Consider the following 24,222-nt stretch of genomic DNA (forward strand, 5'->3'; position numbering starts at 1 on the left):
GTAGCGAGACGTTTGGTCAATGAGCGACGTGCGCTATCCACTGCAGAATCGCCGCATAACAACAAGGAGTTGCCGCATGAAACGCACTTTGACTGTCCTCGCTGTCGTTGTCGCCGCTGCTGCGGCGGGCACCGGCTGGTACCTGCACGGCAAGCAGCCGGTACGCGACGGACAACTGCCCCTGGCCGGCCTGGCCAGCGAAGTCACGGTTCGCTACGACGAGCGCGGCGTGCCGCACATCAAGGCGGGCAGCGAGGAGGACATGTACCGCGCGATCGGCTACGTCCACGCCCAGGATCGCCTGTTCCAGATGGAAATCCTCCGCCGCCTGTCCCGAGGCGAGCTGGCCGAGGTGCTCGGGCCCAAGCTGGTGGACACCGACCGCATGTTCCGCAGCCTGCGCATCCGCGACCACGCCGCCGAATACGTGGCCAGGCAGGACAAGAACTCCCCGGCCTGGAAGGCGCTGGTCGCCTACCTCGATGGCGTCAACCAGTTTCAGGACAGCCATCCGCGCCCGGTGGAATTCGACATCCTCGGCATTCCCAAGCGCGCCTTCACCCCCGAAGACACCGTCAGCGTTGCCGGCTACATGGCCTACAGCTTCGCCGCCGCCTTCCGCACCGAGCCGGTGCTGACCTACGTTCGCGACGAGCTGGGCGCGGACTACCTGAAGGTCTTCGACCTCGACTGGCATCCCGAAGGCGTGATGACCCCCAAGGCGCTCGCCGCCGCCGACTGGCAGGACCTGAGCGCCATCGCCCGCCTGAGCCACGCCGCGCTGGAGAAGGCCGGCCTGCCGCAGTTCGAGGGCAGCAACGCCTGGGCCGTCTCCGGCAGCCGCACCAAGAGCGGCAAGCCGCTGCTGGCCGGCGACCCGCACATCCGCTTCGCCGTGCCGGCAGTGTGGTATGAGATGCAGGCCAGCGCGCCGGGCTTCGAGCTGTACGGCCACTACCAGGCGCTCAACCCCTTCGCCTCGCTCGGCCACAACCTGCAGTTCGGCTGGAGCCTGACCATGTTCCAGAACGACGACGTCGATCTGGTCGCCGAGAAGGTCAACCCGGACAACCCCAACCAGGTCTGGTACCACGGCCAGTGGACGGACCTGAAAAGCGAGGAGCAGAGCATCGCGGTGAAGGGCGAGGCGCCAGTGAAGATCACCCTGCGCAGCTCGCCCCACGGCCCGCTGGTCAACGATGCGCTGGGCACCGCCGCAGGCAAGACACCGGTTTCCATGTGGTGGGCTTTCCTGGAAACCCAGAACCCGATCCTCGACGCCTTCTATGAGCTGAACCGCGCCGATACCCTGCCCAAGGCCCGCGCGGCTGCCTCGAAGATCCAGTCGCCGGGCCTCAACGTGGTCTGGGCCAACGCTCGTGGCGACATCGGCTGGTGGGCATCAGCGCAGCTGCCTGTGCGCCCGGACGGGGTCAACCCGAACTTCCTGCTCGACGGCGCCAGCGATCAGGCCGACAAGAGCGGTTTCTACCCCTTCAGCGAAAACCCGCAGGAAGAAAACCCGGCGCGCGGCTACATCGTCTCCGCCAACTTCCAGCCGGTGCCGGCCAACGGCCGGCCGATTCCGGGTTACTACAACCTGCCCGATCGCGGCCAGCAGTTGGACAAGCGCCTGTCCGACACTTCCGTGAAGTGGGATCTGCAGAATAGCCAGGCGCTGCAACTGGACACCGCTACCGGCTACGGCCCGCGTGTCCTCAAGCCGTTGCTGCCGATCCTGCGTGGAGCCGCCGCGACCGACGAAGAAAAGGCGCTGGTGGAGAACCTCGCAAGCTGGCAGGGCGACCATCCGCTGGATTCGGTCACCGCCACCGTGTTCAACCAACTGCTCTACCAGATCGCCGACGGCGCCATGCGCGACGAGATGGGCGACGCCTTCTTCGACAACCTGCTGTCCACCCGCGTGCTCGACGTCGCTCTGCCGCGCCTGGCCGCCGACGAGAACTCGCCCTGGTGGGACAACCGCAAGACGCCGCAGAAGGAAACCCGCACCGATATCGTCAAGGCCGCCTGGAAGGACAGCCTGGCGCACCTGCGCGCCAAACTCGGCCAGGACTCGAAGCAGTGGCAGTGGGGCAAGGCGCACACCCTCACCCACGGCCACCCGCTGGGCCAGCAGAAGCCGCTGGACCGCATCTTCAACGTCGGTCCGTTCGCCGCTCCTGGCGGCCATGAGGTGCCGAACAACCTGTCCGCCCGCGTCGGCCCGGCGCCCTGGCAGGTGATTTACGGCCCGTCCACCCGTCGCCTGATCGACTTCGCCGACCCGGCCCACAGCCTGGGCATCAACCCTGTAGGCCAGAGCGGCGTGCCATTCGACAAGCACTACGACGACCAGGCCGAGGCGTACATCGAGGGCCAGTACTTGCCGCAGCACTACGACGACAACGAGGTGAAGGCCAACACAAAGGGCATCCTGCGGTTGATTCCCGTGCGTCGCTGAAGCCCGGTCGACTAGAGCTAAACGGAAATGAAAAACCCCGCTCCTGCGGGGTTTTTCATTGGTGCGATATAGAGAGTGTTGCGGGAGATGCCGAAGCTCCCTGGCGCGTTATTTCCCCAAGGGATAACGATCGGGGTGTTGTATTGGGCGCCGTCTCCCGCACGGAGTGCCATAAGGCGTCACTGGAAGTTTGCCGGCGGCACGATCCGGTCCTGGTTCGGGGGGTGACCGGAAAGCGCCACCGAACGCTTAGAGCGTAGTTGGCAATCGGCCGGGTGGGGGGCTTTGCAACCCACGGATTTTTCCGATAAACCCCGTACTTCCAAGCACTTCGGAATAACGTGTGTGCAAAAAACACGGGCCACCCGAAGGTGGCCCGTGGTTCGACAATCGCCGGATACTACCGGCCGACAAGACGGCGTCAGGCGGTGGCTGTCGAACCCTTCTGCCAGTCGGTCGCGTTGGACTCCATGGCTTCCTGGATCGCACGCTTGCGACGTTCCTCGGCCTGACGGGTGAAGTACCAGGCGAAGAAGGTGAACAGCGAAACGGTGAGCAGGATCAGGCTGGCCACGGCGTTGATCTCCGGCTTCACGCCCAGGCGCACGGCGGAAAATACTTCCATCGGCAGGGTGGTGGAACCAGGACCGGACACGAAGCTGGCCAGTACCAGGTCATCCAGCGACAGGGCGAAGGACATCATGCCGCCCGCCGCCAGCGACGGGGCAATCATCGGGATGGTGATCAGCATGAACACTTTCCAGGGCTTGGCGCCCAGGTCCATGGCCGCTTCCTCGATGGACAGGTCCAACTCACGCAGGCGCGCCGACACCACGACTGCCACATAGGACGAGCAGAAGCTGGTGTGGGCGATCCAGATGGTCACGATGCCGCGCTCCTGCGGCCAGCCGATCAGCTGGGCCATGGCGACGAACAGCAGCAGCAGTGACAGACCGGTGATCACCTCGGGCATGACCAGCGGCGCGGTGACCATGCCGCCGAACAGCGTGCGGCCACGGAAACGCGGGATGCGGGTCAGCACGAAGGCGGCCAGCGTACCCAGGGCCACGGAGGAAATCGCGGTGTAGCAGGCGATCTCCAGCGAGCGGAACACCGAACCGACCAACTGCTGGTTGTCCAGCAGGCCGACGTACCACTTCACCGACCAGCCGCCCCACACGGTCACCAGCTTGGAGCCGTTGAACGAGTAGATGACCAGGATGAGCATCGGCACGTAGATGAAGAGCAGGCCCAACACCAGCATGATGTTGGAGAACGACCAGCGCTTGTTCATACCTTGCCCTCCAGCTCTTTAGCCTGGTTCTTGTTAAAGAGGATGATGGGCACGATCAGGATCAGCAGCATCACCACGGCAAGGGCAGAAGCCACCGGCCAGTCACGGTTGTTGAAGAATTCCTGCCAGAGCACCTTACCGATCATCAGCGTCTCGGGGCCACCGAGCAGTTCCGGGATCACGAACTCGCCCACAGCCGGGATGAACACCAGCATGCAGCCGGCGATGATGCCGTTCTTGGACAGCGGGACGGTGATCTTCCAGAAGCTGGTGAAGTTGCGCGCGCCGAGGTCGGACGCGGCTTCCAGCAGGCTCATGTCGTGCTTCACCAGGTTGGCGTAGAGCGGCATGACCATGAAGGGCAGGTACGAGTAGACGATGCCGATGTACACCGCGAAGTTGGTGTTCAGGATCGTCAGCGGCTCGTTGATGATGCCCAGCCACATCAGGAAGCTGTTGAGCAGGCCGTTGTTGGACAGGATGCCCATCCAGGCGTACACGCGGATCAGGATCGCCGTCCAGGTCGGCATCATGATCAGCAGCAGCAGGACGGTCTGCATTTCCTTGCTGGCGCGGGCGATGGCATAGGCCATCGGGTATCCGATGAGCAGGCACAGGAAGGTGCTGATCGCCGCCATCTTCAGCGAGCCCAGGTAGGCGTCGATGTAGAGCGGGTCGTCCGTCAGCATCAGGTAGTTGCCCAGGTTCATCACAACCTGGAGCGTCTGGTCGGCGTACTGGAAGACTTCGGTGTACGGCGGAATGGCCACGTCCGCTGCCGCCAGACTGATCTTCAGCACGATGGCGAAGGGCAGCAGGAAGAACAGGAAGAGCCAGAAGAACGGCACACCGATCACGGCATGCCGGCCGTTCGGCAGGCGTTTCATGAGCGATTTGCTGATGTTCATGATTGCAGTACCACACCGCTGTCGTCGTACCAGCTGATGTAAACCGGCTGGTCCCAGGTCGGGCGCGCAACGTGGCGCTCGGCGTTGGCCATGAAGGCCTGGACGATGAAGCCGGAGGTCAGCTTGATGTAGTACACCGAGTGACCGCCCAGGTAGGCGATGTCGTGGACGGTGCCCTGGGCGACGTTGAAGCCTTCGTGCTCGAGGTTTTCCGGCTTCTGCGCGCTGACCATGACCTTTTCAGGACGCAGCGCGTAGGTCATGCGCTTGTTCTCGGCACGGGTGCTGATGCCGTGGCCGATGTAGATCGGGTTTTCCAGCTGCGGGCAGGCAATGACCGCGTGGTCCTGCAGGTCCTCGACGATCTCGCCGTCGAACAGGTTGACGTTGCCGATGAACTCGCAGATCAGGCGGCTGGCCGGCGTCTCGTAGATGTCCATCGGACTGCCGATCTGCTCGATGCAACCCAGGTGCATGATGGCGATGCGCTGGGCCATGGTCATGGCCTCTTCCTGGTCGTGGGTCACCATCACGCAGGTCACGCCCACGCGCTCGATGATCTCCACCAGTTCCAGTTGCATCTGGGAACGCAGTTTCTTGTCCAGAGCGCCCATGGGTTCGTCGAGCAGCAGCAGCTTCGGACGCTTGGCCAGGGAGCGGGCCAGGGCCACGCGCTGACGCTGGCCGCCGGAGAGCTGGTGCGGCTTGCGCTTGGCGTACTGGGTCATCTGCACGAGCTTGAGCATCTCGTCGACGATCTTGTCGATCTCAGCCTTGGGCAGGCCGTCCTGCTTCAGGCCGAAGGCGATGTTCTGCGCCACGCTCATGTGAGGGAACAGGGCGTAAGACTGGAACATCATGTTGATCGGCCGCTCATAGGGCGGCAGGTCGGTAATGTCCTGGCCATCGAGGAAGATGCGACCTTCAGTGGGACGCTCGAAACCAGCCAGCATGCGAAGCAGGGTCGACTTGCCCGAACCCGAACCACCCAGCAGGGCGAAGATTTCGCCTTTCTTGATGTCCAGGGACACGCTGTCCACAGCCAGCGTTTCGTCGAACTGCTTGCTGACCCGGTCGATTTTTACCAGAACCTCTTTAGGCTTCTGGTCGCCACTCAAGGCTTTCTTGTAGGCACCGGAGGCTATTGCCATTACCACAACTCCCAAATCATAGAGGCCCGGCCCCCGCGGCCGGGCATGCTTGGTATTACAGGGCTGGCGCAGTTTACGTGCGCCGCTGGGCCTTTCGAGGGGCCCTGCGACGCTCCGTGCCCGCGCGGACGGATTTGGGGAAAACCGTCTTACTTGCCCGACTTGATCTTGGTCCAGGAACGGGTCATGAGGCGCAGGATCTTCGGCGGCAGCTCATGCTGCACGAAGAGTTTGTCGAGAACCTCCTGGGATGGATAAACCTCAGGATTGTTGCGCACGGACTCATCCATGAATTCGCCAGCCTTGGGGTTCGGGTTGGCGTAACCGACGTAATCGCTGACCTTGGCGATCACTTCGGGTTTGAGCAGGTAGTTGATGAACGCGTGGGCCGCCTTCGGGTTGGAGGCATCCTTCGGCACGGCGAGGATGTCGAACCAGAGGTTGGCGCCTTCCTTGGGAATCGCGTAGGCGATGTTCACGCCCTTGCCGGCTTCCTTGGCGCGGTTGGCAGCCTGGAATACGTCACCGGAGAAGCCGGCAGCGACGCAGATATTGCCGTTGGCCAGGTCGGAGATGTATTTGGAAGAGTGGAAGTAGGTGACGTACGGACGCACCGCCATCAGCTTCTCTTCGACCTTCTTGTAGTCATCCGGGTTGGTACTGTTGGGGTCCAGCCCCATGTACTTGAGCACAGCCGGCATCATCTCGTCGCCCGAATCAAGGAAGGCGACGCCGCACTGGCTGAGCTTCTTCATGTTCTCGGGCTCGAAGAGGACGGCCCACGAATCGATGGTGTCGACACCCAGCACGGCCTTGACCTTCTCAACGTTGTAGCCGATGCCGTTGGTGCCCCACAGGTACGGCACGCCGTACAGGTTGCCCGGGTCGTTGGCCTCGAGCTGCTTCATCAGGTGCGGGTCGAGGTTCGACCAGTTCGGCAGCTGGCTCTTGTCCAGCTTCTGGAATGCACCGGCCTTGATCTGGCGACCGAGGAAGTGGTTGGACGGCACGACCACGTCGTAGCCGGTGCGACCGGCCAGCAGCTTGCCTTCCAGGGTTTCGTTGGAGTCGAAGACGTCGTACACCGGTTTGATACCGGTTTCCTTCTCGAAATCGGCGAGGGTGGTTTCACCGATGTAGTCCGACCAATTATAGATGTGGACGGTCTGCTGCGCCTGTGCCAGCGAAGTCAGGCCGAAGACGGAGACTGCAGCGATCAGGGTTCTGCGGAAGGGAATGCGCACACGTGAGTCCTCTCGTTGTTTTTGACTACTTCGGTCGGTTGCTGCCGGGGTTTCGACGGCCGGTCCGTGGATAGCGCCGAACCCTCTACAGCACGAGAGCGCCGGGGCTTGCGCAGCCATTCCACCGATGGAAGCTGTTTGTTGCTGCCGGTAGCGGGCGGAGGAGCGCACTCCCCCGCCGCTTGCCCGGACCATCCACTGCCGCGCCAGGCGGCAGCGACTACCCGATTACTTGCCGGACTTGATGGTGGTCCAGCTACGGGTCATCAGACGCTGGGTCTTCGCCGGCAGGTCCGGGAAGGCGTACAGCTTCTTCATCACCTCGTCGGTCGGGTAGATGCCCGGATCCTTGCGAATGGCCTCGCTCACCAGCGGAGTGGCGGCGGAGTTGCCGTTCGGGTAGGAAACGGTATCGCTGATCTCGGCAATGACTTTCGGCTCGAGCAGGAAGTTGATCCACTTCAGGGCGGCTTCGGAGTTCTCCGCATCCTTCGGAATGGCGACGGTATCGAAGAACGCGCCGGCGCCTTCCTTCGGAATGTTGTACTTCACGGTGACCTTGTTCTTGGCTTCTTCAGCGCGAGACTTGGCCTGGTACACGTCACCCGAGTAACCGATGGCCACGCAGATGTTGCCGTTGGCGATATCGGAAATGTACTTGGAGGAGTGGAAGTAGGAGATGTACGGACGAATCTTCAGGAACAGCGCCTCGGCTTCCTTCAGCTCTTTCGGATCCTGGCTATCGGGCTTGTAGCCCAGGTAGTGCAGGGCGGCCGGCAGCATTTCGGTCGGCGAGTCGAGGAAGCTCACGCCGCAGGACTTCAGCTTCTGGATGTTTTCCGGCTTGAACACCAGGTCCCAGGAATCCACCGGAGCGTTGTCGCCCAGCGCGGCCTTGACCTTGTCCGGGTTGTAGCCGATGCCGATGGTGCCCCACAGGTACGGGATCGCGTACTGGTTGCCCGGGTCACTGATCTCCAGGGTCTTCATCAGGTCGGGGTTGAGATTCTTCCAGTTCGGCAGCTTGGACTTGTCCAGCGGCTGGTAGACGCCAGCCTTGATCTGCTTGGCCAGGAAGGAGTTGGACGGCACCACGATGTCGTAGCCCGACTTGCCGGCCAGCAGCTTGGCCTCCAGCACTTCGTTACTGTCGTAGACGTCGTAGACGACCTTGATTCCGGTTTCCTTGGTGAACTGATCGACCGTGCCCGGCGCGATGTAGTCCGACCAGTTGTAGACGTGCAGTACTTTGTCGTCAGCCTGCGCCATACCAGCCACAGCACCTGCCAGCGTCACGGCGAGCAGGGATTTGCCGAAGGTCTTGAACATGCGGGTAGCTCCGTTTGTTTTTTTGATGTTCCGGGTGGCGTGGACATCTCCTTCCGTCACCACCCGGTGAGCCTGGCCAACGCACAGGCGCAGTCTGTCAAAGGTCTGGTGAAAGACTCAAGACAGAACGGCTGCGGCGGTTTGATCGAGGCACTTGCGCGCCAGGGTGATCAGGTCATCGATCTGCGATTTCTCGATCACCAGCGGCGGCGAAATAATCATAGTGTCTCCCACCGCGCGCATGATCAGACCGTTGCGGAAGCAGTGCTCGCGGCACAGCATCCCGACACCCTTGCCTTCGAAGCGCTCGCGGGTCTTCTTGTTCTTCACCAGCTCCAGTGCTGCCACCAGGCCTACCCCGCGGGCTTCGCCTACCAGGGGATGGTCGGCCAGCTCTTGCCAGCGCTGCTGCAAATACGGTGCCGTTTCGTTCTTCACACGCTCGACAATCTTCTCTTCCCGCAGGATGCGGATGTTTTCCAGTGCCACCGCTGCGGCTACCGGGTGACCAGAGTAAGTGAAGCCGTGGTAGAACTCCCCACCCTCATTCAGGGTATGGACGATCTCGTCGCGAACGATCACACCGCCCATGGGGATGTAGCCGGAGGTCAGGCCCTTGGCGATCGGCATCAGGTCCGGGGCGTTGCCGAAGTATTGGCTGCCGAACCATTCGCCGGTACGGCCAAAGCCGCAGATGACTTCGTCGGCGATGAACAGGATGTCGTACTTGGCGAGGATCTCGCGGATCTTCGGCCAGTAGGTTTTCGGCGGAATAATCACGCCGCCCGCGCCCTGCAGGGGCTCCGCGATGAAGGCGGCGACCTTGTCTTCGCCGACTTCGAGAATCTTCTTCTCCAGCTGTTCGGCAGCCCAGACGCCGAACTCTTCCGGGTCCATGTCGCCGCCTTCGCCGAACCAGTAAGGCTGGGCGATGTGCTCGATGCCGGGGATCGGCAGGTCACCCTGCTCGTGCAGCGCCTTCATGCCGCCCAGGCTGACGCCGGCGACGGTCGAACCGTGGTAGCCGTTCCAGCGACCGATGACCACTTTCTTCTGCGGCTGACCCTTGATGCTCCAGTAATGGCGGACCATGCGCAGCACGGTGTCGTTGGACTCCGAACCCGATCCGGTGAAGAACACGTGGTTCATGCCTTCGGGGGCGATGTCGGCGATGGCCTTGGACAGCTCCAGCACCGGCGGATGCGCGGTCTGGAAGAACAGGTTGTAGTAAGGCAGTTCCTGCATCTGCTTGTAGGCGACTTCAGCAAGTTCCTTGCGACCGTAGCCGACGTTCACGCACCACAGGCCAGCCATGCCGTCGAGGATCTTGTTGCCCTCGCTGTCCCACAGGTACACGCCTTCGGCCTTGGTGATGATGCGCGCACCCTTCTCGTTCAGTTGCTTGTAGTCGGTGAACGGAGCCAGGTGGTGATCGCGGCTGAGCGCCTGCCAGTGTTGGGTGTTGGCGCTGGTCTGGTTAGTCATCTTGATAAAACCTCTTCTCTAAGAAACACGGGGCCCGGCCACGCGCCGGACCCCACGCCGATCAGACAGAAAGCAGGAGGAACTCGCGCTCCCAGGAACTGATTACTCGCTTGAAGTTCTCGTGCTCGGCGCGCTTCACCGCGACGTAGCCCCGAATGAACTTGTCACCCAGGTATTTCTCCAGGGTCTTGCTGCCTTCCATGCACTCCAGGGCGGCTTCGATGGTCAGCGGCAGCCGCAGGTTACGCCGTTCATAGCCACGACCCTTGACCTGGGCACTGGGTTTGAGGCCTTCGACCATGCCGATGTAGCCACACAGCAGGCTGGCGGCCAGGGCCAGATAAGGGTTCGCGTCGGCGCCGGCCAGGCGGTTCTCCACGCGGCGGTTGTCCGGGGTGGAATCCGGTACGCGCAGGCCCACGGTGCGGTTCTCCTCGCCCCACTCCACGTTCACCGGCGCCGAGGTATCGGGCAGGAAGCGGCGGAACGAGTTGACGTTCGGGGCGAACAGCGGCAGCGCCTCGGGGATCAGCTTCTGCAGGCCGCCGATGTGGTGCAGGAACAGCTCGCTCATGCTGCCGTCGGCGTTGGAGAAGATGTTCTTGCCGGTCTTGATGTCGACGATGCTCTGGTGCAGGTGCATGGCACTGCCCGGCTCGCCGGTCATCGGCTTGGCCATGAAGGTCGCGGCGACGTTGTGCTTGAGCGCGGCCTCGCGCATGGTGCGCTTGAACACCACGATCTGATCGGCCAGGTCCAAGGCGTCGCCATGACGGAAGTTGATCTCCATCTGCGCGGTGCCTTCTTCATGGATCAGGGTGTCCAGGTCCAGGCCCTGCAGTTCGCACCAGTCGTACATGTCCTCGAACAGCGGGTCGAATTCGTTCGCCGCGTCGATGGAGAAGGACTGGCGACCGGTTTCCTGGCGGCCGGAACGGCCGATCGGTGCCTGCAGTGGATAGTCGGGGTCGTCGCTGCGCTTGGTCAGGTAGAACTCCATCTCCGGCGCCACGATCGGCCTCCAACCCTTGTCGGCGTATAGCTGGAGGACGCGCTTGAGTACGTTGCGCGGCGACAGCTCGATGGGGTTGCCCAGCTTGTCGTAGGTATCGTGGATGACCATCGCGGTCGGCTCGATGGCCCAGGGGACGAGGAACACGGCATTCTCGTCCGGGCGGCAGACCATATCGATGTCGGCCGGGTCCAGCAGGTCGTAATAGATGTCGTCTTCGACGTAATCACCGGTCACGGTCTGCAGGAGAACGCTTTCCGGCAGGCGCATGCCCTTCTCGTTGAGGAATTTCGCGGTCGGCGCGATCTTGCCCCGGGCAATCCCGGTCAGGTCGGCGATCATGCATTCCACTTCGGTGATCTTGCGTTCCTTCAACCAGCTGCTCAGCTGGTCTAACGTGCTAGTCATAAAGACCTCAGGGTTTGAGAGCCCGGCCCCAACGCCGGACTCAGCGGTTCCCCGCCCTCTTGCCGCAGGCTTTGCCGAATGCCTGGAAGATAGCGAGATAGTTGGGGTTCGTTTCGACCTGCCATTCCGGGTGCCACTGCACCCCGACGGCGAAGGCCGCACCTTCGACGGAGAAGGCTTCAACCAACCCGTCAGGCGCCAGAGCTTCTACACGAAGGCCGGGCGCCAGACGATCAACGCCCTGGCCGTGAATAGAGTTGACCTGGAACTGCGAGGGTAGCCCGATACCGGCGAAAACGCCGCCCGGCTGCACGTCGACGACGTGCCGCAGACCATATTGGATTTCAATTGGCTCACCGGCGGGTTCGCGGTGGTCCATGAAGCCTTCGACTTCGTGCACCTTCTGGTGCAGCGGGCCGCCGAAGGCGACGTTCATTTCCTGGAAGCCGCGGCAGATGCCCAGCACCGGAATCCCGGCCGCGACGGCGCGGCGAATCAGCGGCAGCGTCGTACTGTCGCGCTCGGGATCATGAGGAGTGCCTGCAATGCTGGCGGAGCCACTATAATGATGGGGTTCGACGTTCGACGCCGAGCCTGTGAAGAGCAGGCCGTCGAACGCGGCCAACATGTCTTCCTGGTCGATGGCATCGCCCAGGGAGGGAATGATCAAAGGAATGCCCGAGGCCCCGGAGATCAGCGCTCTGAGGTATTTGTCGCCAGCAACATGGTAGGGTTTGGAACCGATCTGCTTGATGCAGGCGGACACGCCGATTAACGGCAGGCGAGACATGGGACACCCGTGTTTGTAAGTGTTATGGGCTTGAGGCCGAGCTTAGCCTTGTTCATTTTTTTACACAATAGTCATGTAAAAAATCAAACACGCCCCACTGAACAGCCCGCCAGCAAAGGCTCTCCGCTCATCAAAAGCGGCTCGAAACGCCCCAAAAACGGCCCATCGCGACCGGTGCGCCCCACTTTGGTGCGACATTGACAACCCTTGCCAATTCGGATTGACTCACACCTCAGCTTTCGAATGATTGAAATTTTTAACAATAAAGGTGTTACATCATGTCGGTACCCCAGAGTGCCGTGTCGCTCGAAGAAGCGAGTGAGTTCCTGAAGGAACACCCCGAGGTCCAATTCGTCGACCTCCTTATTGCAGACATGAATGGTGTGGTCCGCGGCAAGCGCATCGAACGCACCAACCTGCCCAAAGTCTATGAGAAAGGCATTAACCTCCCCGCCTCTCTCTTCGCTCTCGACATCACCGGCTCCACGGTAGAAAGCACCGGCCTCGGCCTGGACATTGGCGACGCGGATCGCGTCTGTTTCCCAATCCCCAACACCCTCTCCATGGAACCCTGGCAGAAGCGCCCGACCGCGCAGCTGCTGATGACCATGCACGAGATGGAAGAACGCACGCCGTTTTTCGCCGACCCGCGTGAAGTGCTACGTCAAGTCGTACAGAAGTTCACCGACATCGGCCTGACCATCGTCGCGGCCTTCGAGCTGGAGTTCTACCTGATCGACCAGGAGAACGTGAACGGCCGTCCGCAGCCGCCGCGCTCGCCGATCTCCGGCAAACGTCCGCAATCGGTCCAGGTCTACTCCATCGACGACCTCGACGAGTACGCTGACTGCCTGCAGGACATCATCGACGGCGCTCGCGCCCAGGGCATCCCGGCCGACGCCATCGTCAAGGAGAGCGCCCCGGCACAGTTCGAAGTCAACATGCACCACGTTGACGACGCCCTGAAGGCTTGCGACTACGCGGTCCTGCTCAAGCGCCTGATCAAGAACGTCGCCTACGACCACGAGATGGACTCGACCTTCATGGCCAAGCCCTACCCGGGTCAGGCCGGCAACGGTCTGCACGTACACGTCTCGCTGCTCGACAAGGACGGCAAGAACATCTTCACCAGCGAGGATCCCGAGCAGAACGCCGCGTTGCGCCACGCGATCGGCGGTGTGCTCGAGACCCTGCCGGCGTCGATGGCGTTCCTCTGCCCGAACGTCAACTCGTACCGCCGTTTCGGTTCGGCCTTCTTCGTGCCGAACGCACCGAGCTGGGGCCTGGACAATCGTACCGTTGCCCTGCGCGTACCCACCGGAGCGCCTGAAGCGGTGCGCCTGGAGCACCGCGTCGCCGGCGCCGATGCCAACCCGTACCTGCTGCTCTCGGCGGTACTGGCCGGCGTCCACCACGGCCTGACCAACGAGGTCGAGCCGGGCGCGCCGATCGAAGGCAACGCCTACGAGCAACTGGAGCAGAGTCTGCCGAACAACCTGCGCGATGCACTGCGCGAGCTGGACGACAGCGATGTGATGAACAAGTACATCAGCCCCGAGTACATCGACATCTTCGTCGCGTGCAAGGAGCATGAGATGCAGGAGTTCGAGTATTCGATCTCCGACCTCGAGTACAACTGGTACTTGCACACCGTATAAGTGGTAAACGAAACGCCGGCCCTCGCGCCGGCGTTTCCTTGTGCCTCTGGCACACCCGGGGAACTGCGACATCGCAACGGCGAGGAGGGGCGCTGAGGCGAGTCACATCCGTCGTTCCTGCCTGCCTCGCGATGTCTCCATCCGCCCGCCCGGGCGTCCATCGCGTCTGTCGTGTCCTTGCTGTCGCGCTATCGAGCGGCGAATGAATGCCGCATCCACTGATTACGTGGTTCATTCAGGGAGATCGCCAATGCCACGCCTGTACGCCTTGATTCTGATGCTGTTGTGCCCGCTATCCGCCTGGGCGGACCAGGTCATCCGCGTCTACAACTGGAACGACTACATCGCCCCCGAAGTGCTCAAGGACTTCGAGAAGGACACCGGCATCCGGGTCGAGTACACGACCTACAGCACCGCCGCAGAGGTCAAGAAGGCCCTGGACAGCGGTCAGAAATTCGATGTCGCCGTGCCCTCGCATAATGACCTACCCGCCCTGATCCGCGACAAGCGCATCCAGGCGCTGGACTTCAGCAAGCTGCCCAACCGCAGCCACCTCGACACCCAGCTGCTGAGCAAACTGGCCGCCGTCGACCCCAACAACCAGCATGCCGTGCCCTACCTGTGGGGCGCCGTGGGCCTGGCGATCAACGAACCCGAAGCGGAGAAGGCCTACGGCGGCAAGCTGCCCGACAGCTGGAGCATTCTCTTCGACCCGCAGCAGAGCCAGCGCCTGAAGGCCTGCGGCATTAGCCTGCTGGACGCCCCGGACGAAGCCTTCTCGGTGCTGATGAACTACCAGGGCCGCAACTTCGCCCGCAGCGCGCCGTCGCAGATTCGCCGCGCCGGCGAAGTACTCGCGCAGCTGCGCCCGAACCTGCGCTACATCGACAGCGAGCGCTACATCCAGGACCTCAACGCCGGCAAGCTGTGCGTCGCCATGGCCTGGGTCGGCGACGCCCTGGGCGCGGCCAACGCCGGCCAGCCGGTACGCTTCGTGGTGCCGCAGGAAGGCTCGGTGCTGTTCATCGACAACCTGGTGGTCCCCAGCGCATCGGAACACCCGGACCTGGCGCTGAAATTCATCGACTACCTGATGCAGCCCAAGGTCGCCGCGCAGATCACCGCCGCTACCCTCTACCCCAACGGCAACAAGGACTCTGCGCAGTTCCTCGACGCCGCCCTGCGCGACCAGCCGGGCCTCTACCCGGACCAGGAAACCAAGCGCCGCCTGTTCGCTCTGGAAACCGCGCCGGAGAAGACCGCCCCAGTGATTACCGAAGTCTGGGGCAAGCTGCGCGACGGCGGCAGCTGACTTGCCGAGCACCCCGGAGCTGGCGTCCAATAGCCGCCCAGCTCCGGAGGTCGTCATGCCCGCTCCCTCTCCCTCTCGCAAGCCCCGCGCCAGCAGCCAGGCACGCATCGCCGTGATCCTCGAGGCTGCCCGCGCCCTGCTGGCCGAGAACGGCGCGGCAAGCCTGTCGATCTACGCCGTGGCCGAGCGCGCAGATATCCCGCCCTCCTCCGTCTACCACTTCTTCCCCAGCGTACCAGCCCTGCTGCAGGGGCTGACCAGCGACGTCCATGCCGCCTTCCGCGCCTGCCTGGAACAACCCGTCGACCACGCCGCCCTGCGCGACTGGCGCGACCTCGCGCGACTGGTCGAGCAGCGTACCCTGGCCGTATACGCCGAAGACGCCGCCGCGCGTCAGCTGATCCTCGCCAGCCACGGTCTCGCCGAAGTCACCCAAGCCGACAGCCAGCACGACGTGCAACTCGGCCAGGCCATGCGCGAACTGTTCGAGCGCCACTTCGAGCTGCCGCCGCTGCCGCAGGACATCGAGGTATTCAGCCTGGCCATCGAGCTGGGCGATCGCGTCTACGCCCTCTCCGTGCAGCGCCACGGGCAGATCACCGAGCGCCTGGCCGAAGAAGGCATGCGGGTGATCGACGCCTACCTGTCGCTGTACCTGCCGCCCTGCCTGCCGAAACGTCCCACAGCCCTCAAATAATCGATTTTTATCCGATAAATATCCGAATTATCGAGCTGAATATTTCAAAAAATCCCTTCATAAACCGATTTTTATCGGATATAAACTCTCCAATCTGAGAGCACCCCGAGGCGATGGCAGGACTGGCGACCTATACTGGCCCTCCTGCGACGCTCGACGGCGCGATCTCCCGAATGACACAACCCGCTCCGCAGGATGGGTGGAATGCAGCGCTATCCATCGATGGATATCGGCCTCCCCCTCCGCGAAACAACCATCAAGGACCGCCCCATGACCACGCTGACCAGCACTCCCCGCGCCGATGGCTTCCGCATGCCGGCGGAATGGGAACCCCAGACCCAGACCTGGATGGTCTGGCCCGAGCGTCCGGACAACTGGCGCCTGGGCGGCAAGCCCGCGCAGGCCGCCTTCAGCGCCGTGGCCCGCGCCATCGCCCGCTTCGAGCCGGTGACCATCGGCGTCTCCGCCGGCCAGTACGAGAATGCCCGCGCCCAGTTGGCCGACGCGGCCAATATCCGCGTGGTGGAGATCAGCAACGACGACGCCTGGGTGCGCGACACCGGCCCGACCTTCGTCACCAACGACAAGGGCGACGTGCGTGGCGTGGACTGGACCTTCAACGCCTGGGGCGGCCTGGAAGGCGGCCTGTACTTCCCGTGGCACCGCGACGACCAGGTGGCGAGCAAGATCCTCGGCATCGAGCGCTGCGACGGCTACCGCACCGAAGGCTTCGTACTCGAAGGCGGCTCGATCCACGTCGACGGCGAAGGCACCCTGATCACCACCGAGGAATGCCTGCTCAACCACAACCGCAACCCGCACATGAGCCGCGAAGAGATCGAGGACGTGCTGCGCGAGCACCTGGCCATCGACACCGTGATCTGGCTGCCTGACGGCCTGTTCAACGACGAGACCGACGGCCACGTCGACAACTTCTGCTGCTACGTGCGCCCGGGCGAAGTGCTTCTGGCCTGGACCGACGATCAGAACGACCCGAACTACGAGCGCTGCCAGGCCGCCATGCGCGTGCTGGAATCCGCCCGCGATGCCAAGGGCCGCCAGCTGACCGTGCACAAGATCGTCATCCCCGGCCCGATCCATGCGACCGAAACCGAGTGCGAAGGCATCGACCTGGTGATCGGCACCCAGCCGCGCGATCCGTCGATCCGCCTGGCCGGCTCCTACGTCAACTTCCTGATCGTCAACGGCGGCATCATCGCTCCGCGCTTCGACGACCCGGCGGACGCCGAGGCCGAAGCCACCCTCAAGCGCATCTTCCCCGAGCATGAGATCGTCATGGTGCCGGGCCGCGAGATCCTCCTGGGCGGCGGCAACATCCACTGCATCACCCAGCAGCAACCGGCGCCGCAGAAACGCTGATTCGCTGAGTAATGAAAGGCCGTCGCCCCTAACGGAGCGACGGCCTTTTTCATTGGCAGAGGAATGCCGCTGTAGGAGCGAGCTTGCTCGCGAACGGCTTCGCAGCGGGGATCATTCGCGAGCAAGCTCGCTCCTACAAAAAGCAACGTCCGAAGGTGTGAGGCAGACATGAAAAAGCCGCCGTCTCTTGCGAGAACGGCGGCTTTTTTCAACCCGCGAGGATTACAGCAGCGGAATGGTGTAGCTGACGATCAGGCGGTTCTCGTCCTGGTCGCGCTGGGTCGCGGTGCCCGAGCCGGCGGTCGGCAGACCGCTGCGCAGGGCGGCGTTCTTCCAGGTGAAGCCCAGGCCCTTGAAGGTGCCATCCGGAATCACGTAGGCCAGGGAGATATCACGCTCCCACTCGCTCTTGTCGCCGTATTTGGTATCGATGTTGTCGCCGTGCAGGTACAGGGTCTGGAAGGTCAGGCCCGGCAGGCCGGCCTGGGCGAAGTCGTAGCCGTAGCGGACCTGCCAGGTACGCTCGCCGGCACGCAGGAACTTGCCGATCTGCACGTCGGTGATCAGGTAGGCGGTAGCGCCATCGCCGTTGTTGATGAACGGGAAGTCACTGTCGCCACTGAGCTGCTGGTAGCCGGCACCGAAGCTGTGTCCGCTGACGGTGTAGGTGAAGAGGCCGCTCCAGGCGCGGTTGTCGACTTCGCCCTTGGTCACACCGTTGCCGTAGTAGCCGTTGGTGTAGAAGGCCTTGTCGTGGCCGTTCTTGCCGTCGTCGCTGCTGTGGAAGTAGCGCAGGTCGGATTTCAGCACGCCCGGGCCGATCGCCCAGTTGTGCTGCAGGCCGAGGAAGTGCTGTTTGTAGAAGTCCTGCAGGTTGCCGTAGTAGTACTGCAGCGTCAGGTCCTTGGTCAGCTTGTAGTCGGCGCCGCCGTAGTAAAACTTGTTGACGAACTCACCGGTGCGCGCATTGTTGGCGCCGGCGATGGATAGCCCTTCGTTGTTGCTGGAGCTGCGGCCCTTCATGTGTTCCAGCTGACCGCCGAGCAGGGTCAGGTCCTTGAACTCGTTCGAGGTGACCTGGCCACCCTCGAAGGTCTGCGGCAGCAGGCGACCGTCGTTGTAGGTCACGACCGGCAGCTTGGGCAGCAGGGTGCCGTACTGCAGCACGGTGCTGGAAACCTTCACCTTGCCGGTGGCGCCCAGGTGGGAGAAATCGTCAACCGCGCGACCGTCACCATCGGTGGGGAAGACAGTACCGGAAAAACTCGAGCTGGTCGGGTTGTAATGTGTGCCCTTGCCACTGTCCAGGCGCACGCCCAGCAGGCCCAGGGCGTCAACGCCGAAGCCCACGGTGCCTTCGGTGAAGCCGGAGGTGTAGTTGAGCAGGAAGCCCTGGCCCCACTCTTCCTGCTTGCTCGGCTCGGCGGTGCCGTTGCGGTTGTCAGTGTTGATGTAGAAGTTGCGCAGCGTCAGGTTGGCCTTGCTGTCTTCAATGAACCCACCGGCGACGGCGGATTGGGCGAGGCCTGCGGCAGCGATGGCGAGTGCGAGGCTCGATTGCGTGAGAGTGCGGCGTTTCATTGGAATTTCCCCATTTTATTGATCTTGGAAAGCAGGCCATTCAAGACGACCACTGGCTCCAGTGGAGCCCGATCGAACGGCAAGCAGCGGCCATGGCGTGTCAGGCACGCTCGGCATGCGGTAATTCGGCGGTGTACGGCGCTCCCCTATACGGGGATCGAGCGCAGGCAAGCAGGCGGGAGGGCAGTAGAAGAATGGAATGGCATGGATCGGCTCTCGTGTCTTGTTGTTGTGGCAATGCGCGGGGCATGCGCCAGTGGCTAGGCAATCCCCAGGCCAACCGACCTTATTGGCCCGACACGCCCGCCATTTCCGACACCCGGAACGATCAGCAAGCAAACACCTTCAGAAAAATCAGCGGAAAACCGCCACGAGCCCCCTAATCCTGGCGGATAACCGCCATCCCCCTTCGCTGTCACGGCAACGCTGGAGGCCAAGATAAAAGAAGCTCTATAAATCAAAAAAGAATTAATTATTACTATGTAATTTCTTTTAGGAATATATGATAGCACGCCGAATGACCGGCGGCGCCTCCCTGAAGAGGTACCCAGTTCGTGTCAAGTGGCTGACCGTGGGAAAGGGCGTAAGGACTCGGCCTGAGCGGACGAACGCCGAGCAAAAAAAACCCGCCAGCGCTGCAACGCGGGCGGGTTCGGGACCCTGTGCTAGGGGAAGGTCCCAAAGGAGAGCGGCAGACTGGCGTCCGCCTAGGAGTGGTGCGTCCCTGCACCCGAGGGCGGCGATGATGGCCACCGCCGGGTGCGGAGTCGATTCCAGCGATCCACCCGCGGCGGTAGGAAAATTCCCCTAGGCCGTGGGCATTGCCGGAGAGTGCGGGGGGCGATCAGTTGCCGCCGACGGCCGCGCTGGTGCTGATGATGTTGGCCGACGGCAGCAGTTGGCTGATGAAGCGGTTCCAGCGCGTGATGTTGGCCGGGCCGATGAACACCACGTCCTGCGGCTGCATGGCGAATTCCTTGGCCAGGGCGTAGGCGGTCGGCCGCTTGGCTTCCAGGTGGAAGACCTGGGCCCGGAAGGCGCCCGGCGCGCTGCCGGCGACCGGTTCCGGGTTGCCACGGATCACGTAGACCGAGTCGCCGTCGGAGGTTTCGGGGGCCAGGCCGCCGGCGTTGCCGAGCACTTCCAGCAGGGACAGACCGGTGGTGCGATAGGTGACCACCTGCGGACGCTCCACTTCACCGACCACGTAGACTTTCTTGCGGTCGTTGTAGGGCAGGTGGATCTGGTCGCCGTTCTTCAGGTAGATACCGGTCAGCGTCGAACCGGAGCGGTTGAGCGCGTCGACGTCGAGCACGTATTCGCGGCCATCACGCTTGAGCGTCAGCCCGGAAAGGTCCGCCTCGCCGGTGATCACCCCGGCCTTGCTGACCGCCTGCACCAGCGTGGTAGGCGTGTTGTTCAGTTCGACCTGACCGCCGTTCTGGAAGGCCCCGGAGAGCACCACGTGCTGGCTGCCATAGCGCAGCACGGTGACGTCCACCTGCGGGTCGACGATTCCCTTGTTCGCCAGCCGTCGGGACAGACTCGTACGCAACTGCGCCGGAGTCTGTCCTTCGGCGCGCACCACGCCGGCATAGGGGAAGAAGATGTTGCCGTCGGCGCCGACAACGCGTCCGTTGGCTTCCATCTGCTGGGTCGAGCCGGGGCTGGTCAGTTCCGGGTGATCCCAGACGGTCACCAGCAGTACGTCGCCACCACCGATCACATAGTCCTCCTGGGGAGGACGGTAGTTCAGCAGTTCCGTCGGCACGCCGGGCCGGGCGGCGAAATCGGCTTCCTGGCGTTGCAGCACCTGGGCCGTGATGGGCACGAGGGTGATGTTCATCCCCTGTTTTTGTGCCTCACTCTGGATATCGGAATCCGTCATGTGCTGACCGGGGGAGAACACGCAGCCTTGTAGCGCCAGACTGCCGACTACAAAGCTGAAAGCGAGCAGGTTTTTCATGGCAATCCTTCCTTGAAGCTTGTGTGGAAACTCAATAGGCATTGCGGTGTACGAAACCCTTGAACAGGGTCAGCAAGACAATCTTCAGGTCCCACCAGACGGACCAGTTCTCGATGTAGTCCAGATCGAACTCGATGCGCTTCTGCATCTTCTCCAGGGTGTCTGTTTCGCCACGCCAGCCGTTCACCTGGGCCCAGCCGGTAATGCCTGGCTTGACCTTGTGACGCAGCATGTAACGGCTGACCTGACGCCGGTATTGCTCGTTGTGCGCCACGGCGTGGGGGCGTGGGCCGACCACGGACATGTCGCCGAGCAAGACGTTGAAGAACTGTGGCAATTCATCCAGCGAGGTGCGCCGCAGGAAGGCGCCCAGCGGGGTGATGCGGCAATCGTTGCGCGAGGCCTGGATAACGGCGGCGCCGTCCTCCATGACTGTCATGCTGCGGAACTTCCAGACGCGGATGGGCCGGCCATCCATGCCGTAGCGGGTCTGCCGGAACAGCACCGGGCCGCGCGAGGTGAGCTTCACGGCCACTGCGATGCACAACATGGGCACGGCGATCAGCAGCAGGATCAACGAGGCCAGCACGATGTCCTCGATGCGCTTGAGCACGGCGTTGGGGCCGTCCATGGGCGTGTCGAAGATGCTGATGGTGGCCAGCCCGTTGATGCTCTCGCTGCGCGCGTGCAGCAGGTCGAACATGAACAGGTCGGGGATCAGGTAGACCGACACCGTGGTGTCGGAAAGCTCGCGGATCAGCTCGTTGAGCAGCGGCTCGCGGGACAGCGGCAGGGTCAGGTAGACCTTGTCGATCTGCCCCGAGCGAGCGGCCTCGATCAGCGCCAGGCGGTCGCCTTTCACCGGTACCCGCTCGCCCAGTTCCATCTGCTGCGGGCGGTCGTCGTAGAAGCCGATCAGTCGCAGGCCCATCCAGGGTGCGGCAAGGATGGTCTCGGCCAGTCGCGCGCCGACTTCGCCGGTGCCGTAGATGGCCACATTGCGGCTGTTGAAGCCATGGCGTCGGGCGACGCGCAGCAACATGCGGATGGCCAGGCGGTAGCCGCACATGATCAGCAGCGCTGCGGCGAACCAGCCCAGGCGCCGGGGTTCTTCCAGCTCCACATGGCGCAGCGAGATGTCCAACAGCAGCACAGCGAAGAACGCAAGCGACCAGTACAGGGTGACGCTCAACGACTCACGTAGCAGCGACTCGCCACGCCAGGAGCCGTAGAGCTGGTTCAGCTCGCCGAGCCAGTGAAACAGCATCACGCAGAGCAGCACCGAGACCCAGATCTGTGCATCCAGCACGCCATTGCCGGCGCCAAGCAGCACGACCCCGGTGAGTACGATCACCAGGATGTCGCTCAGGCGGTGCGCCAGCGAGATCAGCGACTGGTGCGCACGCAGAATTCCTTTCGTCTTGTTGGGCATGATGACCTCACGACTGCCGGCGTCGCTCCTGGCGCCGCTGCATCGCAGTCCGTTATCGGGCGCAGTGCCGGCCAGCCCTCCACGGGCTCGCCGGGTGCGGGTTCACTGTCGCTTGTCCAGCAGCAGTTGCTGCAGGTAGCGGCCATAGCCGGTCTTGCTCAGGCGCTCGGCCTGCAGCGCCAGCTGCGTATCGCTGAGCCAGCCCTGCTGGAAGGCGATCTCCTCCAGGCAGGCGACCTTGAGTCCCTGGCGCTCCTCGATGGTCTGCACGAAATGGCCGGCCTCCATCAGCGATTCGTGGGTGCCGGTGTCCAGCCAGGCGAACCCGCGGCCGAGCAGGCTGACGTGCAGTTCGCCCAGCTCCAGGTAAAGGTTGTTGATGTCGGTGATTTCCAGTTCGCCGCGGGCCGAAGGGCGGATCTGGCGGGCCATGTCCACCACGCGGTTGTCGTAGAAATACAAACCGGTGACGGCGTAGTTGGAGCGCGGCACGCGGGGTTTTTCCTCGATGGAAAGCACCCGGCCTGCGTCGTCGAACTCGACCACGCCGAAGCGCCCCGGGTCCGCCACCTGGTAGCCGAACACGGTGGCGCCCCGGGACCGCGCAGCAGCTTCGCGCAGGGTTTCGGTGAAGCCCTGGCCGTAGAAGATGTTGTCGCCCAGCACCAGGCACACCGAGTCGTCGCCGATGAATTGCGCGCCGATCAGGAAGGCCTGCGCCAGCCCGTCCGGCGCCGGCTGCACGGCGTATTGCAGGCGCACGCCGAACTGCTCGCCGTCACCCAGCAGGGCGCGGAAGTTCGGCAGGTCGGCGGGCGTGCAGATCAGCAGGATGTCGTCGATGCCGGCGAGCATCAGCACTGATAGCGGGTAGTACACCATCGGCTTGTCGTAGATCGGCAGCAGTTGCTTGGACACACCCAGGGTAATGGGATGCAGGCGGGTGCCGGAGCCACCGGCGAGGATGATGCCTTTCATGATCTGCCTCCTTGCTTGGCGATCTGTTTGGCGTCGAAGCGCGCCGGGTAGTCCGAGCGCTCGGTCAGAAAGGAGTCGATCAGGCTGGAAAGCCGCAGTGCAGAGATGTCCCAGGAGTAACGCAGGACGTTCTCCTGCCCCAGACGGCGCAGGTCGGCACGCAGCTTGTGGTCGAGCAGCACGCGGCGCAGGGCGGCGGCAATGCCAGGCGGATCGAGGGGGTCGAAGTACAGCACCGAGTTGCCCAGCACTTCGGGAATCGACGCACTGCTGGCGGCCACCACCGGGCAGCCACAGGCCTGTGCTTCCAGCGGCGGGATGCCGAAGCCTTCGTACAGCGACGGGAAGGCGAAGACGGCAGCATTGCGGTATTGCTCGATCAGCTGATCGTCATCCAGCCGGCCCAGCCAACGCACCCGGTCACCCTGCCCGCTCTGCTGCAGTTGCGCATCGACGAAGCTGCGGTTGGCGGCACCTACGATGCGCAATTCCACGTCCAGCTCGCCGAGCAGGCGGAACGCTTCGATCAGCCGCGAGAAGTTCTTGTGCGCCGCCGGTGAGGACACCGCCAGGACATAGGGACGTTCGAGCAGCGTCGGTTCCAGGCCGGTGCAGAATTCGGCGGATACCGCATTGGCGATCACATGGATGCCTTTGCGGTCGATGCCATAGTGCGAGGCGATCTCCTCGCGGGAAAACTCGCTGACCGTGACCTGCGCCAGCGAGCGGCGCAGCATCAGCGGGATCATCACGCGATACAGCGCGCGGAACTTCCAGGAGAAACTTTCCGGGTGGCGCACGTAGGTGATGTCGTGGTGCGTCACCACCTGCCGCGAATATGCCAGCGGCGCCGTGCTACACAGCGAGACCAGCAGCGGCCGGCCGTGACGGGCCAGCCACAGCGGCAGGTCGATCTGCTCCCAGAGGTGCCCGCTGCGCTGACCGATCTGTTCGACACGGAGTTGGCTGGCGATATCCGGGCGGAGGATTTCGCCAGGCGGCACGACGAAGTGGAGGTCGCTGCGCAGCCGCGCCAGCGACAGCGAAATCTGTTCGGCGAAGCGCTGCACACCACTCACTTGCTGGGTGAGAAAACGCGCGTTGATCACGATCATTTAGGTTCTCCGCGATGG

The 24,222-nt window shown here is 63.1% G+C and carries 18 protein-coding genes; 5 read left to right on the forward strand and 13 right to left on the reverse strand.

All coding sequences use genetic code 11. From position 1 onward, the window contains the following. Window positions 1-76: 76 nt before the first annotated feature. Entirely contained in the window at window positions 77-2,464 is a 2,388-nt protein-coding gene (locus tag IB274_RS17660; RefSeq protein WP_192433248.1) for a penicillin acylase family protein, read from the forward strand. Window positions 2,465-2,885: 421 nt separating this feature from the next. Here IB274_RS17660 and IB274_RS17665 read toward each other — a convergent pair whose 3' ends face one another. The 8 genes from IB274_RS17665 to IB274_RS17700 all read right to left on the reverse strand — a co-directional run bounded on the left by IB274_RS17665 (window position 2,886) and on the right by IB274_RS17700 (window position 12,085). Continuing rightward, window positions 2,886-3,758 carry an ABC transporter permease subunit gene (locus tag IB274_RS17665; protein WP_081515243.1) on the reverse strand — a complete coding sequence of 291 codons (873 nt, stop codon included), beginning with the start codon at window positions 3,756-3,758 and terminating at the stop codon, window positions 2,886-2,888. Further along, entirely contained in the window at window positions 3,755-4,636 is an 882-nt protein-coding gene (locus IB274_RS17670; protein WP_192433458.1) for an ABC transporter permease subunit, read from the reverse strand. The genes IB274_RS17665 and IB274_RS17670 overlap by 4 nt, the downstream gene beginning before the upstream one ends. A gap of 26 nt (window positions 4,637-4,662) precedes the next feature. After that, a complete protein-coding gene (locus IB274_RS17675) occupies window positions 4,663-5,817 on the reverse strand; it encodes an ABC transporter ATP-binding protein (RefSeq protein ID WP_045215541.1) in 1,155 nt (384 codons plus the stop codon). 149 nt (window positions 5,818-5,966) lie between these two features. Next, window positions 5,967-7,037 (reverse strand): polyamine ABC transporter substrate-binding protein, encoded by a 1,071-nt coding sequence (locus IB274_RS17680; protein WP_225614920.1) that lies wholly within the window; start codon window positions 7,035-7,037, stop codon window positions 5,967-5,969. Window positions 7,038-7,289: 252 nt separating this feature from the next. Further along, window positions 7,290-8,390, reverse strand: a complete 1,101-nt coding sequence (locus IB274_RS17685; protein WP_192433252.1) for a polyamine ABC transporter substrate-binding protein — start codon at window positions 8,388-8,390, stop codon at window positions 7,290-7,292. 117 nt (window positions 8,391-8,507) lie between these two features. Further along, entirely contained in the window at window positions 8,508-9,875 is a 1,368-nt protein-coding gene (locus tag IB274_RS17690; protein WP_192433254.1) for an aspartate aminotransferase family protein, read from the reverse strand. 61 nt (window positions 9,876-9,936) lie between these two features. After that, window positions 9,937-11,295 carry a glutamine synthetase family protein gene (locus IB274_RS17695; RefSeq protein WP_192433256.1) on the reverse strand — a complete coding sequence of 453 codons (1,359 nt, stop codon included), beginning with the start codon at window positions 11,293-11,295 and terminating at the stop codon, window positions 9,937-9,939. A gap of 40 nt (window positions 11,296-11,335) precedes the next feature. Beyond that, the gene (locus IB274_RS17700; RefSeq protein WP_192433258.1) at window positions 11,336-12,085 is read right to left on the reverse strand and encodes a gamma-glutamyl-gamma-aminobutyrate hydrolase family protein; all 750 of its coding nucleotides are present in this window, start codon (window positions 12,083-12,085) and stop codon (window positions 11,336-11,338) included. 278 nt (window positions 12,086-12,363) lie between these two features. Here IB274_RS17700 and IB274_RS17705 point away from each other — a divergent pair, with 278 nt between their 5' ends. The 4 genes from IB274_RS17705 to aguA all read left to right on the forward strand — a co-directional run bounded on the left by IB274_RS17705 (window position 12,364) and on the right by aguA (window position 17,132). Next, window positions 12,364-13,743 carry a glutamine synthetase family protein gene (locus IB274_RS17705; protein ID WP_192433260.1) on the forward strand — a complete coding sequence of 460 codons (1,380 nt, stop codon included), beginning with the start codon at window positions 12,364-12,366 and terminating at the stop codon, window positions 13,741-13,743. 250 nt (window positions 13,744-13,993) lie between these two features. Then, complete coding sequence (locus IB274_RS17710) at window positions 13,994-15,055, forward strand: polyamine ABC transporter substrate-binding protein (RefSeq protein WP_192433262.1); 1,062 nt, start codon at window positions 13,994-13,996, stop codon at window positions 15,053-15,055. A 55-nt stretch (window positions 15,056-15,110) separates the two neighbouring features. Continuing rightward, window positions 15,111-15,752, forward strand: coding sequence for a TetR/AcrR family transcriptional regulator (locus IB274_RS17715; RefSeq protein WP_192433264.1), 642 nt, complete (start codon window positions 15,111-15,113; stop codon window positions 15,750-15,752). 270 nt (window positions 15,753-16,022) lie between these two features. After that, window positions 16,023-17,132, forward strand: coding sequence for an agmatine deiminase (gene aguA, locus IB274_RS17720; protein ID WP_192433266.1), 1,110 nt, complete (start codon window positions 16,023-16,025; stop codon window positions 17,130-17,132). A gap of 222 nt (window positions 17,133-17,354) precedes the next feature. Here the strand turns inward: aguA and IB274_RS17725 are convergent, their stop codons facing one another. The 5 genes from IB274_RS17725 to IB274_RS17745 form a co-directional block, all read right to left on the reverse strand. After that, the gene (locus IB274_RS17725; protein ID WP_192433268.1) at window positions 17,355-18,713 is read right to left on the reverse strand and encodes an OprD family porin; all 1,359 of its coding nucleotides are present in this window, start codon (window positions 18,711-18,713) and stop codon (window positions 17,355-17,357) included. Window positions 18,714-19,557: 844 nt separating this feature from the next. Next, window positions 19,558-20,679 (reverse strand): polysaccharide biosynthesis/export family protein, encoded by a 1,122-nt coding sequence (locus IB274_RS17730; RefSeq protein ID WP_192433270.1) that lies wholly within the window; start codon window positions 20,677-20,679, stop codon window positions 19,558-19,560. Window positions 20,680-20,710: 31 nt separating this feature from the next. Then, entirely contained in the window at window positions 20,711-22,111 is a 1,401-nt protein-coding gene (locus IB274_RS17735; RefSeq protein WP_192433272.1) for an undecaprenyl-phosphate glucose phosphotransferase, read from the reverse strand. A 102-nt stretch (window positions 22,112-22,213) separates the two neighbouring features. Further along, the gene (rfbA, locus tag IB274_RS17740) at window positions 22,214-23,089 is read right to left on the reverse strand and encodes a glucose-1-phosphate thymidylyltransferase RfbA (protein ID WP_192433274.1); all 876 of its coding nucleotides are present in this window, start codon (window positions 23,087-23,089) and stop codon (window positions 22,214-22,216) included. Beyond that, window positions 23,086-24,204 (reverse strand): glycosyltransferase family 4 protein, encoded by a 1,119-nt coding sequence (locus tag IB274_RS17745; RefSeq protein WP_192433276.1) that lies wholly within the window; start codon window positions 24,202-24,204, stop codon window positions 23,086-23,088. The genes rfbA and IB274_RS17745 overlap by 4 nt, the downstream gene beginning before the upstream one ends. Between the last annotated feature and the right edge of the window lie 18 nt (window positions 24,205-24,222).

It is taken from the genome of Pseudomonas sp. PDM18 (assembly GCF_014852585.1).
GTDB lineage: Bacteria > Pseudomonadota > Gammaproteobacteria > Pseudomonadales > Pseudomonadaceae > Pseudomonas.